This window comes from Ruegeria sp. SAZD011, assembly GCF_059612545.1.
The window spans coordinates 71,300-96,685 of record NZ_JBXWQU010000022.1 but is presented as its reverse complement, the minus strand read 5'-3'; the positions used below and the strand labels follow the sequence as shown (position 1 = coordinate 96,685).

Annotated in this window: 24 protein-coding genes; 18 read left to right on the top strand and 6 right to left on the bottom strand. The window is 64.9% G+C overall.

What is annotated here, in order from left to right; genetic code table 11:
- Positions 1 to 3 precede the first annotated feature (3 nt).
- Genes AC2FLM_RS09105 through AC2FLM_RS09080 form a run of 6 tightly spaced genes read left to right on the top strand, consistent with a single transcriptional unit; the run spans position 4 to position 3,759 of the window.
- On the top strand, positions 4 to 750 hold the full coding sequence (locus AC2FLM_RS09105) for a pyridoxine 5'-phosphate synthase (RefSeq protein WP_496857390.1): 747 nt from the start codon (positions 4 to 6) through the stop codon (positions 748 to 750).
- Positions 747 to 1,367 (top strand): LysE family translocator, encoded by a 621-nt coding sequence (locus tag AC2FLM_RS09100; RefSeq protein ID WP_496857388.1) that lies wholly within the window; start codon positions 747 to 749, stop codon positions 1,365 to 1,367. Before AC2FLM_RS09105 ends, AC2FLM_RS09100 begins: the two co-directional genes overlap by 4 nt.
- Positions 1,364 to 1,810, top strand: coding sequence for a holo-ACP synthase (acpS, locus tag AC2FLM_RS09095; RefSeq protein WP_234139837.1), 447 nt, complete (start codon positions 1,364 to 1,366; stop codon positions 1,808 to 1,810). Before AC2FLM_RS09100 ends, acpS begins: the two co-directional genes overlap by 4 nt.
- 32 nt (positions 1,811 to 1,842) lie before the next feature.
- Entirely contained in the window at positions 1,843 to 2,682 is an 840-nt protein-coding gene (gene lepB, locus AC2FLM_RS09090) for a signal peptidase I (RefSeq protein WP_496857386.1), read from the top strand.
- Positions 2,679 to 3,356: a ribonuclease III gene (gene rnc / locus AC2FLM_RS09085; RefSeq protein ID WP_496857384.1), complete on the top strand. Its 678-nt coding sequence runs from the start codon at positions 2,679 to 2,681 to the stop codon at positions 3,354 to 3,356. The genes lepB and rnc overlap by 4 nt, the downstream gene beginning before the upstream one ends.
- A 7-nt stretch (positions 3,357 to 3,363) precedes the next feature.
- Positions 3,364 to 3,759, top strand: a complete 396-nt coding sequence (locus AC2FLM_RS09080; RefSeq protein ID WP_496857382.1) for an META domain-containing protein — start codon at positions 3,364 to 3,366, stop codon at positions 3,757 to 3,759.
- Here AC2FLM_RS09080 and recO read toward each other — a convergent pair.
- The gene (recO, locus tag AC2FLM_RS09075; protein ID WP_496857380.1) at positions 3,743 to 4,468 is read right to left on the bottom strand and encodes a DNA repair protein RecO; all 726 of its coding nucleotides are present in this window, start codon (positions 4,466 to 4,468) and stop codon (positions 3,743 to 3,745) included. The genes AC2FLM_RS09080 and recO overlap by 17 nt on opposite strands.
- Positions 4,469 to 4,557: 89 nt before the next feature.
- Positions 4,558 to 7,071, bottom strand: coding sequence for an adenosylcobalamin-dependent ribonucleoside-diphosphate reductase (locus AC2FLM_RS09070; protein WP_496857378.1), 2,514 nt, complete (start codon positions 7,069 to 7,071; stop codon positions 4,558 to 4,560).
- 130 nt (positions 7,072 to 7,201) lie between these two features.
- Between AC2FLM_RS09070 and AC2FLM_RS09065 the strand changes: the two genes are divergently transcribed.
- A complete protein-coding gene (locus tag AC2FLM_RS09065) occupies positions 7,202 to 7,633 on the top strand; it encodes a DUF1489 family protein (protein ID WP_496857376.1) in 432 nt (143 codons plus the stop codon).
- 3 nt (positions 7,634 to 7,636) lie between these two features.
- Here the strand turns inward: AC2FLM_RS09065 and AC2FLM_RS09060 are convergent, their stop codons facing one another.
- Positions 7,637 to 8,509 (bottom strand): LysR family transcriptional regulator, encoded by an 873-nt coding sequence (locus tag AC2FLM_RS09060; RefSeq protein WP_234220603.1) that lies wholly within the window; start codon positions 8,507 to 8,509, stop codon positions 7,637 to 7,639.
- A gap of 102 nt (positions 8,510 to 8,611) precedes the next feature.
- Between AC2FLM_RS09060 and AC2FLM_RS09055 the strand changes: the two genes are divergently transcribed.
- The 6 genes from AC2FLM_RS09055 to AC2FLM_RS09030 all read left to right on the top strand — a co-directional run bounded on the left by AC2FLM_RS09055 (position 8,612) and on the right by AC2FLM_RS09030 (position 16,332).
- A complete protein-coding gene (locus AC2FLM_RS09055) occupies positions 8,612 to 10,063 on the top strand; it encodes an aldehyde dehydrogenase family protein (protein ID WP_496857373.1) in 1,452 nt (483 codons plus the stop codon).
- Positions 10,060 to 11,040: a membrane dipeptidase gene (locus AC2FLM_RS09050; RefSeq protein ID WP_234139828.1), complete on the top strand. Its 981-nt coding sequence runs from the start codon at positions 10,060 to 10,062 to the stop codon at positions 11,038 to 11,040. Before AC2FLM_RS09055 ends, AC2FLM_RS09050 begins: the two co-directional genes overlap by 4 nt.
- A gap of 5 nt (positions 11,041 to 11,045) precedes the next feature.
- Positions 11,046 to 12,734 carry a hypothetical protein gene (locus tag AC2FLM_RS09045; RefSeq protein ID WP_496857371.1) on the top strand — a complete coding sequence of 563 codons (1,689 nt, stop codon included), beginning with the start codon at positions 11,046 to 11,048 and terminating at the stop codon, positions 12,732 to 12,734.
- On the top strand, positions 12,731 to 13,363 hold the full coding sequence (locus AC2FLM_RS09040; protein ID WP_496857369.1) for a DUF3726 domain-containing protein: 633 nt from the start codon (positions 12,731 to 12,733) through the stop codon (positions 13,361 to 13,363). Before AC2FLM_RS09045 ends, AC2FLM_RS09040 begins: the two co-directional genes overlap by 4 nt.
- A 12-nt stretch (positions 13,364 to 13,375) precedes the next feature.
- The gene (locus AC2FLM_RS09035; RefSeq protein WP_234139825.1) at positions 13,376 to 14,389 is read left to right on the top strand and encodes an Ldh family oxidoreductase; all 1,014 of its coding nucleotides are present in this window, start codon (positions 13,376 to 13,378) and stop codon (positions 14,387 to 14,389) included.
- A gap of 107 nt (positions 14,390 to 14,496) precedes the next feature.
- The gene (locus AC2FLM_RS09030) at positions 14,497 to 16,332 is read left to right on the top strand and encodes a BCCT family transporter (RefSeq protein ID WP_496857367.1); all 1,836 of its coding nucleotides are present in this window, start codon (positions 14,497 to 14,499) and stop codon (positions 16,330 to 16,332) included.
- A 90-nt stretch (positions 16,333 to 16,422) separates the two neighbouring features.
- Here AC2FLM_RS09030 and pdxR read toward each other — a convergent pair whose 3' ends face one another.
- Complete coding sequence (pdxR, locus tag AC2FLM_RS09025; RefSeq protein ID WP_496857365.1) at positions 16,423 to 17,826, bottom strand: MocR-like pyridoxine biosynthesis transcription factor PdxR; 1,404 nt, start codon at positions 17,824 to 17,826, stop codon at positions 16,423 to 16,425.
- Between the two features lie 88 nt (positions 17,827 to 17,914).
- Between pdxR and AC2FLM_RS09020 the strand changes: the two genes are divergently transcribed.
- Entirely contained in the window at positions 17,915 to 18,622 is a 708-nt protein-coding gene (locus AC2FLM_RS09020) for a GNAT family N-acetyltransferase (RefSeq protein WP_496857363.1), read from the top strand.
- Here AC2FLM_RS09020 and AC2FLM_RS09015 read toward each other — a convergent pair.
- The gene (locus AC2FLM_RS09015; RefSeq protein ID WP_496857361.1) at positions 18,619 to 20,652 is read right to left on the bottom strand and encodes a molybdopterin-dependent oxidoreductase; all 2,034 of its coding nucleotides are present in this window, start codon (positions 20,650 to 20,652) and stop codon (positions 18,619 to 18,621) included. The genes AC2FLM_RS09020 and AC2FLM_RS09015 overlap by 4 nt on opposite strands.
- Before the next feature lie 237 nt (positions 20,653 to 20,889).
- Here AC2FLM_RS09015 and AC2FLM_RS09010 point away from each other — a divergent pair, with 237 nt between their 5' ends.
- The 3 genes from AC2FLM_RS09010 (at position 20,890) to rpiB (ending at position 23,358) form a co-directional block, all read left to right on the top strand.
- The gene (locus AC2FLM_RS09010) at positions 20,890 to 21,954 is read left to right on the top strand and encodes a Hint domain-containing protein (protein ID WP_496857359.1); all 1,065 of its coding nucleotides are present in this window, start codon (positions 20,890 to 20,892) and stop codon (positions 21,952 to 21,954) included.
- Positions 21,955 to 22,155: 201 nt separating this feature from the next.
- A complete protein-coding gene (gene rpsD / locus AC2FLM_RS09005) occupies positions 22,156 to 22,776 on the top strand; it encodes a 30S ribosomal protein S4 (protein WP_234220593.1) in 621 nt (206 codons plus the stop codon).
- Between the two features lie 132 nt (positions 22,777 to 22,908).
- Entirely contained in the window at positions 22,909 to 23,358 is a 450-nt protein-coding gene (gene rpiB / locus AC2FLM_RS09000) for a ribose 5-phosphate isomerase B (RefSeq protein WP_496857357.1), read from the top strand.
- Here rpiB and AC2FLM_RS08995 read toward each other — a convergent pair.
- Positions 23,355 to 23,813: an Lrp/AsnC family transcriptional regulator gene (locus AC2FLM_RS08995; RefSeq protein ID WP_234139818.1), complete on the bottom strand. Its 459-nt coding sequence runs from the start codon at positions 23,811 to 23,813 to the stop codon at positions 23,355 to 23,357. The genes rpiB and AC2FLM_RS08995 overlap by 4 nt on opposite strands.
- A gap of 105 nt (positions 23,814 to 23,918) precedes the next feature.
- Here AC2FLM_RS08995 and AC2FLM_RS08990 point away from each other — a divergent pair, with 105 nt between their 5' ends.
- Entirely contained in the window at positions 23,919 to 25,334 is a 1,416-nt protein-coding gene (locus AC2FLM_RS08990) for an aminotransferase class V-fold PLP-dependent enzyme (protein WP_496857355.1), read from the top strand.
- Positions 25,335 to 25,386: the final 52 nt, after the last annotated feature.

Below are 25,386 nucleotides of genomic sequence, written 5' to 3'. Positions count from 1 at the left end.
GTCATGTCTGTTCCCCACCTGCGTCTTGGCGTGAATATCGACCATGTGGCGACCGTGCGCAACGCGCGCGGCGGTGCCAGCCCCGACCCGATCCGTGCCGCGATCCTGGCCGAACAGGCCGGTGCCGACGGCATCACCGCGCATCTGCGCGAGGATCGCCGCCATATCACCGATGCTGATATCGACGGGCTGATGTCGGCGCTCAGCGTGCCGCTCAACTTCGAGATGGCCGCAACCGACGAGATGCAGAAGATCGCGCTGCGCCACAAGCCGCACGCGGTCTGCATCGTGCCCGAAAAGCGCGAGGAGCGCACCACCGAAGGCGGACTTGAGGTCGCGCGCGAGGAAAACCGGCTGGCCCATTTCATCGCGCCGCTGCGCGAAGCGGGTTGCCGGGTGTCGATCTTCATCGCCGCCGACAAACGCCAGATCGAGGCCGCGCACCGGATCGGCGCGCAGGTGATCGAACTGCATACCGGGGCCTATTGCGATGCCCATGCCGAGGGCGATTTCGCCAAGCGCGACCGCGAGTTGGAGGCGATGCGCGAAATGTCCGCCTTTGCCCATTCGCTGGGGCTCGAGGTGCACGCCGGCCACGGCCTGACCTATGACACGGTGCAGCCGGTCGCGGCCTTTCCCGAGGTGATGGAACTGAATATCGGCCATTTCCTGATCGGCGAGGCGATCTTTCGCGGGCTCACACCCGCCATCGCCGAAATGCGCCGCCTGATGGACGAGGCGCGGGCATGACACCGGGGCTTGGCCTTGTCGTCCTGGGCTGGCTAGTGGCGGGCGGCAGTCCCGGGCCTGCCACCCTGACGATTGCCGGTACCGGCATGGCCGAAGGGCGCGGGGCCGCACTGGCCGTGGCGCTGGGCATCGTGGCCGGTTCGGCCAGTTGGGGATTGGCCGCTGCGCTGGGCATGAGCGCGCTTATGCTGACCCAAGTCTGGATCGTCGAGACGGTCCGTTATGCCGGGGCGCTTTACCTGCTTTGGCTGGCGGTGAAATCCCTGCGCGCGGGTCTGGCCCCGGAAGGCGTCAAACCCTTCAGAACCGCCACGGGCACGGCCCGGCGGCTGTTCCTGCGCGGTTATCTGATCCACCTGACAAACCCCAAGGCGATCCTGAGCTGGGGTGCGGTCTTTGCCATCGCGCTGCCGCCTACGGCATCTCTGGCAAGCGTATTTGCGCTGTTCGCTGTGCTCATCACCGCCTCGACTTGCCTGTTTCTGGGCTATGCGCTGCTGTTTTCGACCCGCGCCATCGGCGAGGGATACCGCCGCCTGCGCCGCTGGTTCGAGTTGAGCTTTGCGCTGCTCTTTGGCGGCGCGGCGCTGAAACTGCTGACGGCCCGGTTGCAATGATCCTGGGTATCGGCACCGATCTGGCCAATATCGAGCGGATCGAGCGCACGCTCGACCGCTTTGGCGACCGCTTCCGCAACCGCGTGTTTACCGAGATCGAGCAGCGCAAGGCCGAGCGTCGCGCCGACACCGCCGGCACCTATGCCAAGCGCTGGGCCGCGAAAGAGGCCTGTTCCAAGGCGCTGGGCACCGGCCTGCGCATGGGCATCGCCTGGAAGGACATGGCGGTCAGCAACCTGCGCAGTGGTCAGCCCGTCATGCAAGTCACCGGCTGGGCCGCCGAACGCCTGCGCGAGATGACGCCCGAAGGTTACGAGGCGATCATCCATGTCACCCTGACCGATGATCACCCCTGGGCGCAGGCCTTTGTCGTGATCGAGGCGCGTCCGCTCGCCGAGGCGGGGGAGGTGAACTTGACTTACCCCGCCCCGCCCCGCATGTAGCCCCGAAACGCCCGCAGCAACTGGAGAGCCTGATGGCCAGCAAAGCCGCCAAGACCGGAAATGCCTTTGTCGAGACGATCAAGACCATCGTCTATGCGCTGCTGATCGCGGGCGTGTTCCGGACGCTGTTCTTTCAGCCGTTCTGGATCCCCTCGGGCTCGATGAAGGAAACGCTGCTGATCGGCGATTTCCTCTTCGTCAACAAGATGGCCTATGGCTATTCCTATGCTTCGTGCCCCAGCCTGATGTTGCCGCAATTCGGCATCGACATCGACGCCGAGGATGTTTGCGGCTGGGCCAAGGGCGATAATGACCGCCTGTTCGGCGGCACGCCCGAGCGTGGCGACGTGGTGGTGTTCCGCCACCCGGTTTCGGGGCGCGATTTCATCAAGCGTCTGATCGGCTTGCCGGGCGATCGCATCCAGATGAAGGACGGCGTCCTTTACATCAACGATCAGGCGGTAAAGCTGGAAGATGACGGCGTGTTCGAGGAACTGGCCGAGGCACAAGGCCCCCAGCGCCTGCGCCCGCGCTGCGAGAACGGTCCGGTGGGCGAGGGCGGCATCTGCCAGAAGTCGCGCCAGATCGAGACGCTGCCCAACGGGGTCAGCCACAAGATCGTCAATATCGGCAATCAGGCCTCGGACCATACCGGCGTCTATTCGGTGCCCGAGGGACATTACTTCTTCATGGGCGACAACCGCGACAATTCCAGCGACAGCCGCCTGCCGCAATCGGCCGGTGGGGTCGGCTATGTGCCTTATGAGAACCTGATCGGTCGGGCCGACCGCATCATGTTCTCGTCGGCGGGCCGGTCGATGCTGTTCTTCTGGACCTGGCGCAGCGATCGTTTCTTCAAGGGGATCGAGTGAAGCTTTCGGCAGAGATGAAGGCCTTTGAGGCGCGGCTGGGCCACTCTTTCGAGCGGCCCGAACTGCTGGTGCGCGCGCTGACCCATGGTTCGATCTCCTCGGCCACCCGGCAGGACAATCAGCGGCTGGAGTTTCTGGGCGACCGGGTGCTGGGGCTGGTGATGGCGACGGCATTGCTGGAGGCGGACAAGGACGCGACCGAGGGTCAGCTGGCGCCCCGCTTCAACGCGCTGGTGCGCAAGGAGACCTGCGCCGAGGTTGCCCGCGAGGTCGATCTGGGCGCTGTGTTGAAACTGGGCCGCTCCGAAATGATGTCAGGCGGGCGACGCAAGCTGGCGCTCTTGGGCGACGCGATGGAGGCGGTGATCGCCGCCGTTTATCGCGATGGCGGTTTTGCCGCTGCCGAGGCGGTGATCCTGCGGCTTTGGGGCGCGCGTATCCATCAGGTCGAGGCCGACGCGCGCGACGCCAAGACCGCGCTTCAGGAATGGGCGCAGGCGCGTGGCCAGACTCCGCCGCGTTATACTCTGGTAAAACGTTCTGGCCCCGATCATGCGCCGGTCTTTACCATTCTGGCAGAGCTTGCCGATGGCCGCCGGGCCGAGGCCACCGCCGGGGCCAAGCGGCAGGCCGAACAAACCGCCGCGCGCAAGCTGCTCGACAGTCTGGACTAGGCCCGCGATGCTGGCCCGCCTCGCCCTCCTGCTGCCCGCCTTGGCGCTGGGATATTGCGGGCAGGACGAGACCGCCACCGCCTATGGTGCCGCCGGGCAGGTCTGGCAGACCCAGAGCATCGACGGCGCCGCCTTTGCCGCCGGGGCAGAGCTGCGCTTTCCCGAACCGGGCCAAATTGCGGGGCATGGGCCGTGCAACAGCTTTACCGCCCGGCTGGACGCGCCCTATCCTTGGTTCGAAATCGCCGATCTGGTCGCCACCCGCGCCGCCTGTCCAGAGCTTGAGGCCGAGGGGGTCTTTTTCGCCGCATTGCTGGCGATGGAACAGATCGAGGTCTCGGGCGCGGTGCTGATCCTGCGCAACGAGGCCGGGCACGAGATGCTGTTCAGGGCAGCCGACTGATCAGGTCGATCAGCCGCCCGCGCGCCTGCGGCAGCGGCGCATGGCCCAGGGCGGGCGCGACGCGGTGTTCCAGGAAATAGCCGGTGGTGCGCAGGGCCAGTGCGATCTCTGGATCCGATGCCGGGCCTTCGCCGCGCAGGCAGGGGGGCAGCGGCAACAGCCGGTCGGCCCATTCGCCCGCGGCCCCCGCGCTGACCGCGCGCCCGCTGCGCGGCGAGACATAGACCAGATCGTCGCTGGCGCCGGTCACCGCGCAGGCGCTCAGGTCAAGGCCAAAGCCCAGCGCGTCAAGCAGCGCCAGCTCCCAGCGCAGATAGGCCAGCGGCCAGATCTCGTCCTGCCCCAGCAGGTCCAGCAGCTGTTCGGACTGCTTGTATAGTCGGGGATGCGGCTCGCGCTCGGGCAGGCAAAAGGACAAGAGCGAGACAACCGCGTTCAGCCCGGCCAGCGCCAGCCGCCCCGACATCGCCGCCGCCGCGCGTGAACGCAGCGGTTCCACCGTGAAACTGCCCAGATGCTCCTCCAGCCGGGCGCGCCAGCTGAGGTCGAGCTGCGCCCCCGGTTGCAGGATCGGCGCGATGCGGCGGCTGGTACCACCCCGCACCACGCCCGCATGGCGGCCATGGCTGGCGGTAAAGGTGTCGATGATGGCCGACGTCTCACCGTGGCGACGCACGGAAAGCAGGATACCCTGATCACGCCAATCCATGTCGCCCCTCACGCTCGTTCGGGGCCAGAATGGCCGCATCCGGGGGCAGACCGCAAGGCCCGCCCGCGCGGTTCAGGCCCGTCTGGGCCTCAACCGCATTTGGAATGGCCGCAGCTGCGGCAGGTCATGCAGCCCTCGACCATCTGCATGTCGAACAGGCCGCAGCTGGGGCAGGCCTTGCCGCGCGGCGCGTCGCCATTCACCACCTGCGCCTGCGGGTCCGATTTCAGGCCCATGCCCTCGCCTTCGAGAAAGCCGATGGCGATCAGGTGCTGTTCGATCACCCCGCCGATGGCCGCCAGGATCGAGGGGATGTACTTGCCCTTGACCCAGGCACCGCCGCGCGGGTCGAACACGGCCTTTAGCTCCTCGACCACAAAGGACACATCGCCGCCGCGCCGGAACACCGCCGAGATCATCCGGGTCAGTGCCACGGTCCAGGCGAAATGCTCCATGTTCTTGGAGTTGATGAAGACTTCGAAGGGGCGGCGGTGGCCGTTGATGATGATGTCGTTGATGGTGATGTAGAGCGCATGCTCGCTGTCGGGCCACTTGATCTTGTAGGTGTTGCCTTCGAGATGCTCGGGCCGGTCCAGCGGTTCGGACATATAGATGACGTCGCCATGGGGTGTCATCGGTTCGGAATCGGATTTGGCGACAACGGTGGGGGCCTCTCCATCACCGAATAGTAGCCAACCGGCCGAAACACCAAACACTTTTGACGCAGCCTCAGCTCCTTCTTTGGAAAGTACTTGCGAGCCATTGGGGGCTACCCAATTGGAATATCGGCTGCGGCTAACTTTAATAGCGTCTGAGGCTTCTTGTTGAGTAGTGTATCCTGCCCTTTCCTGCGCCCATTTTAGACGTTCGGCAGATGTCTTAAGATTTGGAAGGTCGTCCTTTTTCTCCTCAGCCACACTCAGCACACTCCCGGTCACATCATTGGGCCGATAGGTGGTGCAGCCCTTGCAGCCCAGATCCCAGGCCTGCATGTAGACGTCCTTGAACTCGTCGAACGAGATGTCCTCGGGGCAGTTGATGGTCTTGGAAATCGAGCTGTCGATCCATTTCTGCGCCGCCGCCTGCATCCGCACGTGATCGGCAGGCGCGAGCGTCTGGGCGTTGACGAAATAGTCGGGCAGGGGCGTGTCGCCGAACTTGTCGCGCCACATCTGCACCGCGTAATCGACCACCTCTTCCTCGGTCCGGCTGCCGTCCTTTTGCAGCACCTTCCGGGTATAGGCATAGGCAAAGACCGGCTCGATCCCCGACGACACGTTGCCGGCATAAAGCGAGATGGTCCCGGTGGGCGCGATCGAGGTCAACAGCGCGTTGCGGATGCCGTGGGCGCGGATCGCCTCGCGCACGTCCTCGTCCATCGCCCGCATGGTGCCCGAGGCCAGGTATTTCTCGGCGTCAAACAGGGGAAAGGCGCCCTTTTCCTTGGCCAGCTCGACCGAGGCGAGATAGGCCGCGCGGGCGATGGCGTGCAGCCAGTCCTCGGTCTGCTTGGCGGCCTCGTCGCTGCCATAGCGCAGGCCCAGCATCAAGAGCGCATCGGCCAGCCCGGTCACACCCAGCCCGATCCGGCGCTTGTTCTGTGCCTCGGCGGCCTGTTCGGGCAGCGGGAATTTCGAGGCATCGACAACGTTGTCCATCATCCGCACGGCGGTGGCGACCAGCTTCTGCAGCGCCTCGGGGTCAAGCTCTGCTGCGTCTTCGAACGGGTTCGTCACCAGCCGTGCCAGGTTGATCGAGCCCAACAGGCAGGCGCCATAGGGCGGCAGGGGCTGTTCGCCACAGGGGTTGGTGGCGGCGATGGTTTCGACATAGTTCAGGTTGTTGGCCGCGTTGATCCGGTCGATGAAGATCACGCCCGGTTCGGCATAATCATAGGTGGCCTGCATGATCTTGTTCCACAGGTCGCGCGCCGCGACCGTGTGATAGATCTTGCCGTCGAATTGCAGCTCCCACGAGCCATCGGCCTTGACCGCCTCCATGAAGGCATCGGTGACCAGCACCGACATGTTGAACATGCGCAGGCGGGCGGGGTCGGACTTGGCGGCGATGAACTGTTCGATATCGGGATGGTCGCAGCGCATGGTCGCCATCATCGCGCCCCGGCGGGAACCGGCGGACATGATGGTGCGGCACATGGCGTCCCACACATCCATGAAGCTGAGCGGCCCCGAGGCGTCGGCGGCCACGCCCTTCACATCGGCGCCGCGCGGACGGATCGTCGAGAAATCATAGCCGATGCCGCCGCCCTGCTGCATGGTCAGCGCCGCCTCTTTCAGCATCTCGAAGATGCCGCCCATGCTGTCGGGGATGGTGCCCATGACAAAGCAGTTGAACAGCGTCACCTGCCGCGCGGTGCCCGCACCGGCGGTGATGCGCCCCGCGGGCAGATATTTGAAATCCTCCAGCGCGGTGTAGAATTCCCGCTCCCAGCGGTCGGGATCCTGTTCGACGCGGGCCAGATCGCGGGCGATGCGGCGCCAGCTATCCTCGACCGTCTGGTCGATCGGGGTGCCGTCCGCCTGTTTGAAACGGTATTTCATGTCCCAAATCTGCTCGGCGATGGGGGCGGCGAAACGGCTCATCGGATGATTCCCTCGTGCTGGAAGAGACATCCAGACTAAACCAAATGTGAGGTAGGCCACAACTGCTTGATGCCGGGGTGGGGTGAGCTACAATATCAAGGTGGCCTTGGGGCGACTCTGTGGGAAAGCTGTGGATAACTACCTCAATCTGATCAAGCTCAGCGTCGGGACGGAAAGCGTCGACAACCTTGCCGAATGGCAGGCGATGCGGCGGACGCAGACGCCGGACGGGTTGCCGCGTCATGTCACCCGCATGTGGCCCAAGCGCGAGTCCGAGATCCTGGCGGGCGGCTCGATCTATTGGGTGATCAAGGGGTTGATCCAGTGCCGCCAGCGGGTGCTGCGGATGGACGAGGTGACCGGCCAGGACGGTACCCGGCATTGCGCGCTGGTGCTCGACCCCGAATTGCACCGCACCCACAGCACCCAGAAACGCCCGTTTCAGGGCTGGCGCTATCTGAACCCCGCCGACACGCCGCCCGACCTGCCCAAGGGACGCGCGCAGGACGATGCGTTGCCCGAGGACCTGAACCGGGCCTTGGCCGAGATCGGGGTGATCTGAACCTCAGCCGGTCCAGGGGCTGTGACGCAGGATATCGGCGAATTCCGCGACCAGCTGCGGGAACTGGGTCCGGGTGTGGATCAAGAGAGACACGCTGCGCTGTTCCTCCAGCCCGGCGATGGGGCGGAATGTCAGCTCTGTCGGCTGTACCTGTGCCACCGAGCGCGGCAGGATCGTCACCCATTTGCCCGTCCGCACCATCGCCAGCAGCGAATGGGTGTTGTGCACGGTGATCCGGGCGCGGGGCAGGGCGGCGCGTATTTCGGGCGCCTCGATCAGCCCGCACAGGCTGTTGCGGATAAAGCCCGAGGCAAAAACCGCGTCGATATCGGGCGCTTGTGATTGCTGCGCCAGCGGATGGCCGGTGGCGCAAAGCAGGCCATAGGCGTCCTCGAACAGGGTTTCGCGTTCCACCCCGTTCAGAACCGGCTGGCCCGAGACGATACCCAGATCGGCCTGCCCTTGCAGGATCGCATCCACCACCCTGCCGCTATCCATGTCACGCAGTTCCAGATCCAGCGAGGGATGGCGCTGCATCATCGTCTCGATCGCGCCCGGCAGCGCCAGACCAGAGGCCGAGGGGATCGACGCCACCCTGAGCAGCCCCTGCGGCGCCCGCGCCGCCGCCTCGATCGCCTGTATGGTATCGTCGAACTGGCGCAACTGCTGCTGGGCAAAGCGGAACACCTCTTGCCCCAGCGGGGTCAGCCGGTTCTTGCGCTCGTTCTCGAACAGGCGCTGGCCCAGATGTTCCTCCAACTGTTTCAGGGTCATCGACAGCGCAGACTGGGTCCGCCCCATCCGCATTGCGGCATCGGCCAGGTTTCCTGTTTGTGCAACAGTGCTGAAACAGCGCAGCATCTCGATCTTGATCATGAGTTCAGAAAACCTGAAATTTCATTAAGAAGTTTAAGTTTGACCGATATGGTGCGCGGAGTCCACCATGACCCAATTCATTCGAGGAACTGGGCCAGAGGCATGTCGGACACAAAACTCAATCTCATCGCGGGCGAATGGCTGGCGGGCGAAGCTGAAATCGAAAACCGCAACCCGTCAGACCTGAGCGATCTGGTTGGTATGTTTGCCCAGGCCAGCGCCGATCAGCTCGATGCGACGCTGCTTCAGGCCCGGCGCGCACAGGCGGAATGGGCGGCTTACGGGATGGAGCGTAAGCAGGCGGTGCTGATGGCCATCGGCACCGAGCTGATGGCCCGGGCCGAGGAGTTGGGCACGCTGCTCAGCCGCGAAGAGGGCAAACCGCTGGCCGAGGGCAAGGGCGAGGTCTATCGCGCAGGCCAGTTCTTTACCTATTACGCCGCCGAATGCCTGCGCCAGTTGGGCGAGAATGCCGACAGCGTGCGCCCGGGCGTCGAGATCGACGTGCGCCGCGAGGCGGTGGGCGTGGTCGCGGTGATCAGCCCGTGGAACTTTCCCACCGCCACTGCCTCGTGGAAGATCGCGCCGGCGCTCTGCTATGGCAATGCGGTGGTGTGGAAACCGGCCAATATCACCCCGGCCAGCGCCGTGGCGCTGACCGAGATCATCGCGCGTCAGGACATCCCCAAGGGCCTTTTCAGCCTGGTCATGGGCTCGGGTCGCAGCATTGGTCAACGACTGGTGGAAAGCCCGCTGGTCAACGCGATTTCCTTCACCGGCTCGGTGCCGGTGGGCAAGGGTATCGCGTCCGCCGCCATCCAGAACCTGACCAAGGTGCAGATGGAGATGGGGTCCAAGAACGCGCTGGCGGTGATGGATGATGCCGATCTGGATCTGGCGGTGACACTGGCGCTGGGCGGTGCCTTTGGCGGCACCGGGCAGAAATGCACCGCAAGCTCGCGGCTGGTGGTGCATGCCGCAATCCACGATGCCTTTGTCGAGAAGCTGGTGGCGGGCGCACAGGCGATGAAGGTGGGACATGCGCTGGCAGAGGGCACCCAGATGGGGCCGGTGGTGAGCCAGCAACAACTGGCCGAGAACCTCGCCTATGTCGATCTGGGCAAGTCCGAGGGCGCCGAACTGGCCTGCGGCGGCCAGCGGCTGGAGATGCCGCAGGACGGCTATTACATGTCGCCCGGCGTGTTCCTGAACACCACCAACACCATGCGCATCAACCGCGAAGAGATGTTCGCGCCGCTGACCAGCGTGATCAAGGTCGGCAGCTATGACGAGGCGCTGAGCGTGGTGAACGATACCAATTTCGGCCTGACCTCGGGCATCGTTACCCAGTCGCTGGCACGCGCCACCCATTTCCGCCGCAACGCGCGCACCGGGGTGGTGACGGTGAACCTGCCGACCGCGGGTACCGATTACCACGTGCCGTTTGGTGGCCGCGGCGACAGCTCTTACGGGCCGCGCGAACAAGGCAAGGCTGCGGCCGAGTTCTATACCACGGTCAAGACCGCTTACATCAGCGCGGGGGCACCACAATGAGCTATCGCATCGACGGCCTGCAATATGCCAACTGGTCGGAAAAGATCTTTCGCCAGCTGCGCGCGGGCCATGTCGATGCGGTGCATGTCACCATCGCCTATCACGAAAGCTTTCGCGAGACGGTCCTGAATTTCGAGAAATGGAACCGCTGGTTCGAGCAATTCCCCGACCTGATCATGAAGGGGCAATGGGCCGGCGATATCGACATCGCGCGCGAGACCGGGCGCACCGCGATCTTTTTCGGGTTCCAGAACCCCAGCCCGATCGAGGACGATATCGGGCTGGTCGAGATCTTGCACACGCTGGGCGCGCGCTTCATGCAGTTGACCTATAACAACCAGTCGCTGCTGGCGACCGGTTGCTACGAGGCCGAGGATGCGGGCATCACCCGCATGGGCCGTCAGGTCATCAAGGAGATGAACCGGGTGGGGTTGGTGGTGGACATGAGCCATTCCGCCGACCGCTCGACCATCGAGGCCGCCGAGATCTCGGAACGCCCCATCGCCATCACTCATGCCAACCCGCATGACTGGGCCCCGGCCCTGCGGAACAAGCGTGATGACGTGATCCGGGCGGTGACCGAAAACGGTGGCATGCTGGGGTTCTCGGTCTATCCGCATCACCTGAAAGACAAGTCCGACTGCACGCTGGACAGCTTCTGCGAGATGATCGCGCGCACTGCCGAGCGGTACGGCGTCGACCATCTGGGGATCGGCACCGACCTCTGTCAGGACCAGCCCGACAGCGTTGTGGAATGGATGCGCACCGGGCGCTGGTCCAAGGAGATCGACTTTGGCGAGGGTTCCGCCAGCGCGCCGGGCTTTCCCCCGATGCCGCACTGGTTCCAGGACAATCGCGATTTTGGAAATATCGAGAACGGGTTACGCGCGACCGGCCTGAACAAGGACGAAGTGGCCGGGATCATGGGCGGGAACTGGTACAGGTTCTTTGCCCAGAACTTCGTCCCGCAAGGATGAGAGAGATGGACACCGCCCCGAACAGGCACATCCAACGCAGGGATCCGGCAACAGTCATGCGGCTGTCGCGGCTGGGGTCGCTGCATCAATGCCGCCTCAGCTTCATGCGCATCCTGACCCGGCGCATGGCGCGCGAGAACTGGATTTTTTCGCGCCCCATGTTCCGCATCGACGCGGCGGGTGTGGGGCATGCGGTCTATACCGCGCAGGGACCCGACCGCGCCTATTCGCTGGTGGCCTTTGCCCATGACCTGCCGCCCGAGATGCGTTCGGACCGGGTGATCGCCACCGCCTGGGACGCCACATTCACCCTGTTCGACGGCATCCCGACCGAGGACGATATCGCGCGCCTGTCGCAGAACGTGCCGCTGCAAGAGGCGGGCCGGGTCAGCGAGTGCGAGATCTCGGTCAGCCGGGCCAACCGGTCTGTGCGGCTCTGGGCGCATGTGGTCGACGCGCTGGCGAGCGGGCAACAGCCCGACCGCGCCGAGATCGACAAGGTGGGCTATCTGATGCGCACCACCGCTGTCTATGGCTCGGGCAAGCTGGGCGCGGCGGATCGCGAGCAGATCGCCGACCGCCCCGAGATGCAGGCGCCGTTTCAGGCCGAGATGCTGTCGGTCTATCTGACCCGTGTCTTCGTGCGCGATCTGGTGCAGCACGTGGCACGGGCCAAGGGCGGCGAAGGCGCGGTCGATCTGGACCCGGCGCTGGCCCGGCGCATGGGGATCGGCAATTCCACGGGCCTGGGCATGGCGCCCTATATCGTCAATCACCCGATCCTGTTCAACAACTGGGTCATGGCCCGCGAAGAGGCGATTGCCCGCGTGCGCAGTGTCGCCACCGCCGACCCCGACGCGGCTGCGCAGTTTCGCCGGATGCTGAGGCGCAGCGAGGTGTCGCTGGGCCAGTGGCGCTCGGAACACCCGATCCAACTGGCGAAACTGGCCGATCTGCGCCGCGACATGGAGGCGCTCTCGCGCCATGTGGCAGGGGACGACCTGTTGAACGATCATCCCTGGGACCGGCTGATGCGCTGGGCCGAGGGCGCGCTCAGCGAGGAGGGGCAGGAACTGGTCGCCTCGCTGATCCTGGAACCCTATCCCGATCTGGTCGACGGTCTGGACAGCTGCATGGCCGATGGCAATCCGGGCGCATTTCGCATCGACGGGGCCATGCCGATCTCGGAACTGCGCGGCCTGATCGCCGCCAGCTACGCCTGGGCCTTCGATCTGGACTGGTCGGCGCCCGAAAACTGCGCCCGCGCCTGGTATGTCTCCGAGGAGAAGCTGGAACCGCGTCTGGGCGAGCGGTTCGACGAGCCGATCGCCGAGTACGAACAGCCGCTGGCCCCGGCCCGCGATGCGGCGGCGGCCCATGCGGCGCTGGCCGATTGGGACGGTGCCCGTCCGGTGGCGGAATTCCTGCTCGCCCATCCCGAACACCGCCACACCGTGCGCCGCGCCCAGATGAGCCGCGTGGCCCCCTATGGCGAGATCCACGACAACACGATCAGCGCCTCGGTGCTGCCCATCGACATGCTGCGGGCAAAGTTGGCCTTCTTTGGCGCTATCCATTTCGACCCCCGTTCGGATCGCTGGGTGCGGATTTGCATGTATGCGGGCGCGCCTTACCCCGAGGAGCTTTCGCCCGAGACGGCGGATGACTGGGTCTATCCAGAGGTGTCGGCATGAGCTTTTCCCTCAACGAGATCGAGGCCACCACCAAGCGTGCCACGCGTGGCGCGGGCTATCCCTGGGGCCTTGCCGAAGAGGCGGCCAAGGCGACCCGCTGGCTGGCCGCCCATGACATTGACGCCTGCGCGGAACTGGCCGCGCTGCTGACCCGGATCGACGGGGTGCCGCTTGCCGATCTTTCTCCCGACACCGGCGGCGCGAACTGGGCGGCTCCGGGCGGAACGCTCTGCCCGCTGGCGGCGGGGGCGGCGCTTTCGGATCGCGCGGCAGAGCTGTCCGATGCAGGGTTTCGGCTGGAACAGGTGGCCCGGCCCGCACTGCTGGTGCCCTTCGCCGCGCTGATCGCGCAGCAGATCGGTCGCCCGGTCACCCTGCACTGGGAGGGGGGACGTGCCGTCACCGATGGTAAGGTGCTCGACCTTTCCGGCGTGACACCGGACCTCGCGCCTCTGGTCGAGGTGACATTGGGCGGCCAGATCGACGCCGCGACGCCCATGCGCAGCCGCGCCCAACCCGCGCCCGAGGCCTGGGCCACCCTGAACCGTTTCGCCCATCGCACCTATGCCCCCGCAACCGAGGAATCCCGGTTGAAGGGCGCAGGTGCCGGGCTTTCCGACAATGACTGAACCGAGGACCCCATGACCGAAACCCGCACCCTGAGTCTGGACGAGATCGAAGATCTGAGCTTTCGCGCATTGGTGGCCGCTGGCACCTCCGAGGCCAATGCCCGGCCATTGGCCGTGGCCACCGCCGCGACCGAGGCCGACGGTATCGCCAGCCACGGGTTGCTCTATATCCCGATCTATTGCGAGCATGTGCAATGCGGCAAGGTCGACGGGCGGGCCGAACCCCGGCTCGACCGTCCCGCGCCCTCGGTGTTGACCGCGGATGCGGCGACCGGGTTTGCCCATGCGGCGATCGATCTCGGCTTTGACCAGCTGATGCCGCTGGCGCGCAGCCAGGGCGTTGCCGTTCTGGCGATCCGCAACAGCTATAACTGCGGCGTGCTGGGCTATCACACCGCCCGTCTGGCCCGCGCCGGGCTGGTGGGGCTGGGCTTTACCAATGCGCCCGCTTCGATCGCGCCCTCGGGTGGCTCGAAACCGGTGGTCGGCACCAACCCGTTCTCGCTTGCCGTGCCGGGTGAGGATGGTGAACCGGCGATCCTGATCGACCAGAGCGCCAGCACCATCGCCAAGAGCGAAGTGATGAAACACGCCCGCGAGGGCAAGCCGATCCCGGTCGGCTGGGCACTGGACGCCGACGGCAACCCCACCACCGACCCCGAGGTCGGGTTGAAAGGCTCGATGGCGCCATCGGGGGGCTACAAGGGAGTCGGGGTTGCCCTGCTGGTCGAGACCATGGCCGCCGCGCTGACGGGCGCGACGCTGGGCATCGACGCTTCGCCCTTTTCCGGCACGGCGGGAGGGCCGCCGCGCACCGGACAGTTCTTTATCGCGATTGACCCGGGCGCGACTTCGGGTGACCGGTTTGCCCCATTGGTTGCGCGTCTGGCGGGGGCGGTTCATGACCAGGACAACGCCCATTTGCCCGGCGACGGGCGTCGCGCCCGCCGAATCCGCTCGCGCGAAGAGGGAGTCGCGGTCAACGTCGCGACCCTCGAACGGATCGAAAAGATCATCGCGGCATAAGCGCCATTTCAGACGTCGCTTATGCGCTACAAACCATCGGTCCTGCGTCACTCTGACCGGCGCGGGATCGCTAGAGTAAGCAAATTGTTGCGTCAGGGAGGGATCGCATGTCAGTAAAACCACCATTCACCGAGATCGAGGTCAAAAGGGCCGCGTCCGGTTTCTATCAGGGACATAGCGTCGAAATCGCTCTGTTCTCCAAGGCGATCATGGTCGGCCTGGTCCTTTGGGCCCTGGTCTGGCCCGCGAATGCCAATGGCGTTCTGGGCAGCCTGAACTGGCGTCTGCTGGAGGACTTCAACGTCTTCTACATCGTCATCGTCGGCTTCTTTGCCGTGTTCCTGTTCGTGCTGGCGGCGCTGCCGCAGACCGGCAAGCGGATCATGGGCCGGCCCGGCGAGGGCACCGAGTTCTCCAACTTCTCCTGGTTCTCGATGATGTTCGGTGCCGGTCTGGGCGTCGGCCTGATGGTGTTCGCCACCGCCGAACCGCTGGGCCTGTGGGGCTCGAACCCTGTCGTGGTTTCGGGCGCTGTTGCCGGCAACTCCGAGGAGGCGCTGCAATCGGCCTATCGCTACACCTTTGCCCATTACGGCTTTCACGCCTGGGCGATCTATGTGGTGACCGGCCTGGCGCTGGCCTATTACGCCTATACCCGTGACATGCCGCTGACCATCCGTTCGGCGCTGACGCCGCTGTTCGGCCCGCTGATGAACGGGTTCCTGGGCCATGTGGTCGACATTCTGGGCGTGGTGGCAACCATCCTTGGCGTGTCGGTGACCATCGGCTTTGGCGTGTCGCAGTTCATCGATGGCATGTATGCCATCACCGGCATGGAATGGATGATGGACATGACCGGCGACGCACCTGCTCCGGGTACCGTCGGCCTGATCTCGGGTCTCTTCGTGATCATGGGTCTGTCGGTCATTTCGGCGGTATCGGGCGTGGGCCGCGGCGTGAAGTATCTTTCGAACCTCAACCTGGTGATGTCGCTGATCCTGCTGTTCACCTTTGTGGTGTTTGGTTCGTTCCTGTTCGCCATGACGACCTATGCCTCGGCGCTGGTCGACTATATCCTCCACTTCCTCTCGATCAGCTTTGGCGCCTATGGCCCGCAGGATCCGGCTGCTTTTGCCGCCGCTCTGCCGACCGAGGCCGCCCCCTATGCCGACGCGCTGCGCGGTGGGGCGACCAATGCCTGGGGCTCGTTTGACGGGTTCAAATCCGGCCTCGAAGGCGAAGCCGCCGCACTGTCCGACGAGGTTCTGGCCGCGGCCTATGCCGCGGGTGAGCCGGGCCGTCAATTCGGCTGGCAGGCAGGCTGGACCACCTTCTACTGGGCCTGGTGGATCGCGTTCTCGCCCTTTGTGGGCCTGTTCCTGGCGCGCATCTCGCGCGGTCGCACGGTGCGTGAGTTCATCGTCGGCTGCCTGTTCGCCCCGGCGCTGGTCTGCTTTGCATGGATGACCATCCTGGGGGGCACCGCCATCGACCTGGAACTGACTGGCAATGCCAATGGCGCCATCATCGGCGCGTCGAACACCGCCAAGCTGTTCGTGACCCTGGGCCAGATGCTGTCGGGTGGGTTCTTGTCGGCGATCACGGTGATGTGCGTTGTGCTGATCATGACCTTCCTCGTCACCTCGGCGGACTCGGGCATCCTGGTGATGAACACCATCATGTCGGGCGGCGATCAGGAAGTCGGCAACAAGCATAAGATCGTCTGGGGCGTGATCCTGACCGCGGTGATCGGTACGCTGCTGATCGCGGGCAAGACCAATGGCGGCGCCGACCCGATGGAGGCGCTGAAGAGCGCGATGATCATCGGTGCTCTGCCCTTTACCGTGGTGATGGGGCTGATGTGCGTGTCGCTGGTCAAGGCGCTTTATCGCGATGGAAAACGTGAAAAGCTGGGCCTGACCGTGGGCAAGCCGGCCGAATAAAGCCAATGTGCCGGGCGGTTTGCCGCCCGGCCCCGACCCTTGCAGACGGGCCTGTGCCGGATTGGCGCGGGCCCGTTTCGCTTATATGTGTCATGCCGTCTCCAGCAGGGCGCGCAGCGTGTCCAGGGTCGGGTCCATCTCTGCCTCGGAAAAGGCGCAGAACCCCAGGATCAGCCCGTTGCCGCGCCCCGGCACCGCGCAATAGCGCGAGAGGGCGGATACGGTCAGCCCCGCCGCACGGGCGCGCTCGGCCAGCGCCGTGTCATCAAGGCCGGGGTGCAGGTGCAGCACCGTCTGCATTCCGGCCTGATGGTCGGCGGCGGTTCCATATTCGGCAAACTCCCGCGCCAGCCGGTCCAGCAGATAGCGCCGGCGCTCGCCATAGACCCGGCGCACCCGGCGCAGATGCCGGTAGAACTCGCCGCTCGACATGAACTCGGCCAATGCCTGCTGCGGCATCGAACTGGCCCGGACCCCGAACCGGCGCACAGTCTGGCGGAACGGCTCCAGCAGTGGCTCGGGCGCGATCAGGTAACCCAGTCGAAGCGCATTCGAGAAGATCTTGGAAAACGAGCCCACATAGATGGTACGGCTTCGCGGATCAAAGCCCGCCATGGCGGGGATCGGGCGCCCGGCATACCGGAACTCGCTGTCGTAGTCGTCCTCGATGATCCAGGCATCGCCGGACCGCGCCCATTGTGTCCAGGCACTGCGACGGCTGGGCGACATGGCACCGCCCAGCGGATAGTGATGCGAGGGGGTCAGCACCGCCAGTCGCGGCGCTGTGTCGGCTGGCGGCAGCGTCGCCCCCTGTTCGTCGAGCGGCAGAAAGACCGGCTGCAAGCCCTGTGCCGTGGCAAAGCTGCGCAATGGCCCATAGCCCGGATCCTCGAGCGCGATGGCCTCGCCGGGCCGCGACAGGCTGCGCATGCACAGTTCCAGCGCATCGGTGGCCCCGGCGGTGATGATGATCTGTTCGGGCGCAGCCTCGACCCCGCGCCAGTCGCGCAGATGTGCAGCTATGGCGCCGCGCAGCGCCGGATTGCCGAAAGTGTCGCCGGTCGTGAACATCGCCTGCGGGTTCGACCGGCAGAGCCGTGCCACCGTGCGCGCCCATTGCCGGTAGGGAAACAGCCGCATGTCCGGCGTGCCCGCCACGAAAGGACGCGCTTTGGCGGGGGCGGTTTCGACCTGCGTCGGTCGGGTACGTGCGGCCGGAGGGGCGGTCTCGACTTCCCCCATGGCACAGACAACATGGCCCGAGCCCTGGCGCGCGCGCAGATACCCTTCGGCCACCAACTGCTCATAGGCGGTTACCACCGTCGAGCGGGACACGCCAAGCTCGACCGCCAGTATCCGTGTGGGCGGCACCGCTGTGCCCTCGGGCAGGGCGCCGGTACTGGCACGCGCGCGGATGGCGGTACAGATCTGTTCAAAGACCGGCACCGGGCTGTTGCGCTCAATCGAGATGGCGGGCCAAGAGGTCTGGCTCATGAAATTGGTTTGCCTGTTTATTCTGACTTTGGAGGTTAACGGCTGACCGCCTTGTGGGCAAACAGAGAGTAGTGCAGGAGGGGCGGAGATGACGGAACGCAGAAACGAACTGGGTCAGCCGATCGGGGCGGCACTGCCGGCGTGGCGGGGATGCCCAAGACCCCAGCGGCAGCAGATGGAGGGCAGCTTTGCCCGGCTGGAGCCGTTGCAGGCGGCCCGTCATGGCGCCGATCTCTGGCACGCCTTCGCCGCCGATACCGAGGGGCATGGATGGACCTATCTGCCCTTTGGTCCATTTGACGCCGAGGCCGACATGACGGCGTTTCTGGAGGCGATGAGCAAGACCGGGGACCCGCTCTATTTCGCCATTTGCGACAGGGTCAGCGGGCAGGCGCAGGGCATTGCCAGCTATATGCGCATCCAGCCCGAGCATGGGGTGATCGAGGTTGGCGGCATCACCTTTGCGCCGGTTCTGCAACACAGCCGGGTGGCGACCGAGGCGATGTTCCTGATGATGGCGCATGCCTTCGACACGCTGGGCTATCGCCGTTACGAGTGGAAATGCGACGCGCTGAACGCGCCGTCGCGCCGGGCAGCGGAACGGTTGGGGTTTCGCTATGACGGTTTGTTCGAACAGGCCATCGTCTACAAGGGTCGCAATCGCGATACGGCCTGGTTCTCGGTCCTGGATCGCGACTGGCCCGAACTGCGGCAGCGCTTTGTCGATTGGCTGGCGCCCGAGAATTTCACGCCCGATGGCCAGCAACGCCGCAGTTTGGGCGACGACCGGGCCTAGGCCCGGATTACCTCCACAAAGGTCTCGTTGTAACACGCGCCCCTCTCGATATCTGTTCGGATATCCGAGGGGATCAGCGCGTTCACCGTCTGCCCGGTGGAGGAGCTTTCACGCCAGGTGCCCTTGGGGCTGTAGAGGACACCGGGCCGGGTGGCATCGGTGATCTTCAGCCGCAACGCCACCGCGCCACGCCCATTGCGCAGAACCACGGGGTCGCCATCGCTGAGATCCAGCCGCGTCGCGTCCACGGGGTGCATCTCGACCGTCTCGGGGTCAAGGCTGTCCGCGTGCCCGCCAAAGGTGGCATTGGTCCGTTTCGACGAACTGGGTGTGATCAGGGTAAAGGGCAGGTCGGGCGCAACCGGATCATGGCGCGGCAGGCCGCAGCCGAACCGATCCTCCAGATCCTGACTGTAAAGCTCGATCCGCCCCGAGGGCGTGGCGGGCATCACGGTGTCGCACATCACCAGCGGTGCATCGGAAGGCCTTGCCATATCCAACGCGCGATCGGTCGGCATTTGACTGGGCGCCTGGCCCCCCAAACGCGGATCGGTGCCGTCTATTGCCTGGTCCATCAGCACCGCGTCGCTGTCACGGAACTCGGGCTCGTCATAGCCGAACCGGGCGGCCAGCCTGCGGAAGATCTCGGTATTCGGCAGGCTCTCACCCACTGGGGCAATCACCGGTTCGGCCCGTTGCAGCCAGGTCTGCCCATAGGCGCCATAGATATCGTCGAACTCGAAATGACTGGCGGCGGGCAGGATCACGTCGCAATAGGCCATGCTGTCGGTCATGGTCACATCGGCGCCGACGATGAACAGATCCGGCCGGCTGAGCGCGCGGATCATGTTGGACTGGTCCGGATGTGTCGCCACCGGGTTGTGATTGTAGATCATCAGCGCATGGACCGGCGGGTCGAGCCTGTCGTCCAGCAGATGTGCCGCCACATCGACGATGTTGAACACCCGCGTTCCAGGCTGCTTCAGATGATCGCCCTGAAGTCGTGCCGTGGTGCGCGGAAAGGCGAGGCCGGGCTTGGCGATCACGCCTGCGCCGGGGCGGCCATGCTGGCCGGTCAGCGCGTTCAGGGCCATTGCCGCGCGCAGGCCTGCCCCGCCCGAGCGGCCGCGCTCGATCCCGTTGCCCAGAGAGGTTGCCATGGTGCGCGCTCCCGCGATCCAGTCGGCCAGCATGTGGAACTCGACCGGGGTCAACCCGCAATGGCGCACCACCGCGTCCACGTCATGGGTGCGCGCGGCCTCCAGATACCGGTCGGCGCCCAGCACCCATTTGCCGATGAACCCATGGTCCAGCGCGCCGCGTCGTTCCAGTTCAGCCGCCAGCGCCAGTGCCAGCACCACGTCCGAACCGGGGTGGAGTTGCAGGTGCAGATCGCATTGTTCGGCCAGCTTGATCCGGCGCGGGTCGATCACCACAACCCGCCCGCCCGCCGCGCGGACCCGTTTCAGAACCCGCATCAGATGCAGGTTCGAGACGGTGACATTGTTGCCCCAGACCAACACCAGGTCGGCCAGTTCGGCCTGTTCCGGTGGCATACCGGGAGCAGAGCCGAACAGACTTGTATACGCGGTGCCGCGCACGCCGCCGCAGAGCGATCCGCGATCCAGCATCGTTGCTCCCATCCGGTAAAAGAACCGCCGGTCCATCGAGCCGCCTGCCAGCTCTCCATGCGGGCCGGCATAGTTCAGCGGCAGCACCGACTGCGGCCCATCTGTGGCGATTGCGCGAGAGAACCCCTCGTGGATCAGGTCGAGCGCAACCTCCCAGCTGATCGGTTCATAGGCTCCGGAACCGCGCGGCCCGGTGCGGCGCAGGGGGCGGGTCAGCCGACGGGGACCATGCACGAAATCAGGGTAATAGCGCGCGACCTTGTTACAGATCACCCCGGCGGTAAAGGGATTGGCCGCAGATCCACGCACCTGCGCAACCCGGCCGTCCTCGACAGTGACGCTCAAACTGCACGTATCCGGGCAATCCAGCGGGCAGACAGAGGGCAGGGTAAGGGTCATCTTGGTCTCCGATCAGAAGGTGAGAGGACAAGATAGCCAAACAGGACTGGTGGAAAACGGCCAAAACAAGACAAAACAAGCAGACCAATCATCGGCAGCTACCCGCCATTCAGCCTTGGGCCGCATCACTGCGGCCTTAAGAACACGTTTTAAGGGACTGGAAACAAAGTTCTTCCCCTATCAGCAATAATTTGCTACCGAAAACTTAATAAAAAAACTGAGGCAGGCAGACGGTTAATGAAAACGGGCTTTCGTGGCACGTTCGTCATTTCCTGGTCGCAAACGGATTTGGATGGTCTTGAGGGGGCTCCCCTCGACGCGCTGACCGCGGGGGCGGTCTGGTCATGGCGTGGCGAGACCGTGCAGGTGGATGGGCCCACGGGCGTGTTGCGGCTGGACCGGGCGGACGGAGAAGAGGCGCTGCGCAAACGCGCGGCCCGCAAGGTGAGGCGTCTGGTCGGGGCGGCGGTACAGCATCGTACCGATGTCGAGGCGATCGAGGTCGAGGACCCCTTGATGGATCAGGCCTTTGTGGTCACCAACGGGGCGCAGAGCTATACCATCACCGTGATCGAAACAGGCAATGGCACGCCGCCGCTGCTGATGTTCATCGACGAATTGCCACCGCGCGATACCGATCTGTGGGTGGTGCATCACAACCTGAACAGCGCCGATCCGCTGCCGGGCGCGCGCGAACGCGGCGGGGTGATCTGTTTCACCCCCGGAACCCGCATCGCCACGCCGACCGGCCCGCGCCTGATCGAGGAGCTGCGCGAAGGTGACAAGGTTCAGACCCGAGACAGCGGCCCGCAGGAGATCCATTGGATCGGTCAGCGCCGGATGACCGGCGCGCGCCTGTTCGTGATGCCGCACCTGCGCCCGATCCGCATGCGGGTGGGGGCGCTGGGCATCGACCGGCCCGATGCCGAATTGCTGGTCTCGCCCGAACACCGGATGCTGCTGCGCGGTCCGACCGCGCAGGCGCTGTTCAACACCGACGAGGTGCTGGTACCGGCGCGCGACCTGGTCAATGACAGTACGATCATGGTCGACCTGACCCTGCGCGAGGTGACCTATGTCCACCTCATGCTGCCCAGCCACCAGATCCTCTGGGCCAATGGCATCGAAACCGAAAGCTTTCATCCCGCCCACGCGGCGCTTTCGGCGCTGGCCGAGACCGACCGGCGCCGGCTGTTGCAGCGCATGCCCGAGATCGAGATCGACCCCTACCTCTATGGCGGCTTTGCCCGGCGCAGCCTGACCCCGACCGAGGCGGCGTTGATGTTGCACGAGGCCGCTTGAGGCCGATCCCGGATGCGCGGGCGGTTCATTCCGCGCATCCCCTGCAAAACCCCTGTTGACTCCCCCTGCTGCGCGGCTATAAGCGCGGCTTCATTGGTGTTGGTGGCTCCCGCAAGGGATCGCCTGTCATGCCGCAAGGCAAGAGGACAACGCCCTTCATAGTGGCCCTTTGGGCCTCGACCATAACGAAGGAGATCAGCCGTGACCAAACGCACGTCTGCCAAGTACAAAATCGACCGCCGGATGGGCGAAAACATCTGGGGTCGTCCGAAATCCCCGGTCAACCGCCGCGAATACGGCCCCGGCCAGCACGGCCAGCGCCGCAAGGGCAAGATGTCCGACTTCGGCCTCCAGCTGCGCGCCAAGCAGAAGCTGAAAGGCTATTACGGCGACCTGACCGAAAAGCAGTTCCGCCGCATCTACGGCGAAGCCGAGCGTGTGAAAGGCGACACCGGTGAAAACCTGATCGGCCTGCTGGAACGCCGCCTGGACGCCGTCGTCTACCGGGCCAAGTTCGTGCCGACCGTCTTTGCCGCCCGTCAGTTCGTGAACCACGGTCACGTTCTGGTCAACGGCAAGCGCGTCAACATCCCGTCCTACCGCGTGAAAGAGGGTGACGTGGTCGAGGTGCGTGACCGCTCCAAGCAGCTGGCCTCGGTTCTCGAAGCCGTGTCGCTGGCCGAGCGCGACGTTCCGGATTACCTGGAAGTCGACCACTCGAAGATGACTGCAACTTTCGTCCGTACCCCCAGCCTGGGCGATGTGCCCTACGCAGTGGTGATGGAACCGAACCTGGTCGTCGAATACTACGCCAAGAACTGATCCGTTCAGTTCCCGAGATTTCCGAAAGCCGCGCATATTCTGCGCGGCTTTCTTTTGTCCGGGTTGACCCTGTCGGTCGCTGTGGGTATCGCGCGGCCAAAGCCCTTTTTGCGCAAACCGGAGCCCGCCGCCATGACCGCCAGCAAACGTATCGTCCTGTCCAGCGACCACGCTGCCATCGAACTGCGTCGCGCGGTTGCCGCGCATATCTCGGCCCAGGGCTGGGAGGTGGTCGATATCGGCCCGCAAACCACCGAAAGCACCCATTACCCCAAACATGGCCGCGCCGCGGCAGAGCGGGTCGCCTCGGGCGATTGCAGCCTGGGCATCGTACTGTGTGGCACCGGTCAGGGCATCATGATGGCCGCCAACAAGGTCGCGGGCATCCGTTGCGGTGTCTGCTCCGATACGTTCTCGGCCCGGATGATCCGCATGCATAATGACGCCAACATGCTTTCGATCGGCGCGCGCGTGGTGGGCGAGGGGCTGGCGCTGGATATCGTCGATGCGTTTCTGTCGGCGGAATTCGAGGGCGGCCGCCATGCAATGCGCGTGGACATGATCGAAACGCCCGAGGGCTAAAGCGGCAGCGGCCGTCCCTCGGCAATCGCCTCCATCGCGAAATAGCTGGTGACGCTGTCCAGTTCGACCTTCTCGATCAGCCGCTGATAAACCTTGTCATAGCTGGCCATGTCGCGCGTAACCACCTTGAGTTGATAGTCGTAGTCGCCCCCGATGCGGTGGAAATCCACCACTTCGGGGATGGTCAGCACATGTGTGCGGAACTTTTGCAGCCACTCCGCCGAATGGTGGCGCGTGCGCAGCATGACAAAGACCACCAGATCGAGCCCGAGTTTCTCGCGCGCGACGCGGGCGGTGGAGCCTTTGAGCACGCCCTCATCCGTCAGCGCCTTCAACCGCCGCCAGCAGGCATTCTGCGACAGCCCGACCCGGTCGGCCAGGTCCCGCTGGCTGAGCGAGGCATCGCGTTGCAGCTCTTTCAACAGTCTTGTGTCAATATGATCTATCTTTTTCATTTCGTCTATCAAATGACACGAAAATTCAGAAAATCAACTAAAGATAGGTGAAAAATTCTCTGGTTTGTTAGGTCAATCTTCCCTCATCAGCAGGAGGCCGCAGACATGACCCTTTCCCAGTTTCGCCAAGTGATCGAAGGTGATGCCCGTGCCGGACGCCTGGCCGACGGGCTGATCGGAGAAGGGGTGATGATCCCCGGCCTCAACGGGGACGTGCCGCTGGTCTATGCCGATTACGTCGCCTCGGGCCGGGCGCTGCGGCAGGTAGAGCGGTATGTGACCGAACATGTCCTGCCGTTCTATGCCAACAGCCATACCGAGGCGTCCTTTTGCGGATCGTACATGACTCGTCTGCGCAGGGAGGCGCGGGACGAGATCGGCCGGTGTGTCGGCGCCACGGAAGACGACGCGGTGATCTTTGCCGGGTCGGGCGCCACTGCCGGATTGAACCGGCTGGTCAGCCTGTTTGGGATTGGGGAGGCTGACCGGCCGGTTGTCTTTATCGGACCCTATGAACATCACTCCAATATCCTGCCCTGGCGCGAAAGCGGCGCCAAGGTGGTCGAGATCCCCGAGGCACCCGAGGGCGGGCCGGACCTGGCCCGTCTGGACGCGGCGCTGCGCGCCCATGCGGGCAGCGACCTGATGATCGGCGCCTTTTCGGCGGCCTCGAACGTGACCGGCATCATCACCGACACCGTGCCGGTGACCCGGTTGCTCAAGGCGCATGGGGCGCTGTCGGTCTGGGATTATGCGGGCGGTGGGCCCTATCTGCCCATCGACATGGGCGAGGGCGTGCTGCGCAAGGATGCCATCGTGGTCTCACCGCACAAGTTTCCCGGCGGCCCCGGTGCCTCGGGCGTTCTGGTGGTCAATCGCGGCGCGGTGCGGCGCGATGTGCCGACCTGGCCTGGTGGCGGCACGGTCCGCTTTGTCTCGCCCTGGGGACATGATTACAGCCCCGACCTGGCCGCGCGCGAAGAGGCGGGCACGCCCAACGTGATCGGCGATATCCGCGCCGCGCTGGCCTTTATCGTCAAGGACGCGGTGGGCGCGGACGAGATCGCCCGGCGCGAGGCGCTTTATAACACCATGGCGCTGGAGGGATGGGCCGACAATCCGCACCTGATGCTGCTGGGCACCGACAAGGGTCACCGGCTGCCCTTCTTCTCGTTCCAGGTGCGCGACGACGCTGGCCGTCCGGTGCATCAGCAGTTGTTCACCCGGATGCTGAGCGATGTTCATGGCATCCAGGCGCGTGGCGGCTGTGCCTGTGCCGGTCCTTACGGCCACCGGCTGCTGGGGATCGACCGGGCCACCTCCGAGGCGCTGCATGCCGATCTGGCCGCCGGGCGCGAGATGCACAAGCCCGGCTGGGTGCGGCTCAACTTCTCTTACCTGATGGAAGAGGCGACCGTGCGCTTCATCATCGGCGCGGTGAATGACCTGTCACGGCGAACCGGAGACTATGTGCCGCTCTATCAGGGGGATCCTGCCACCGCGCGCTTCAAGGCCGCATGAGGGAATTGCGTCTTTTCTCAGCCGAATGAGACCGGTAAGAGGGGCTAATCTT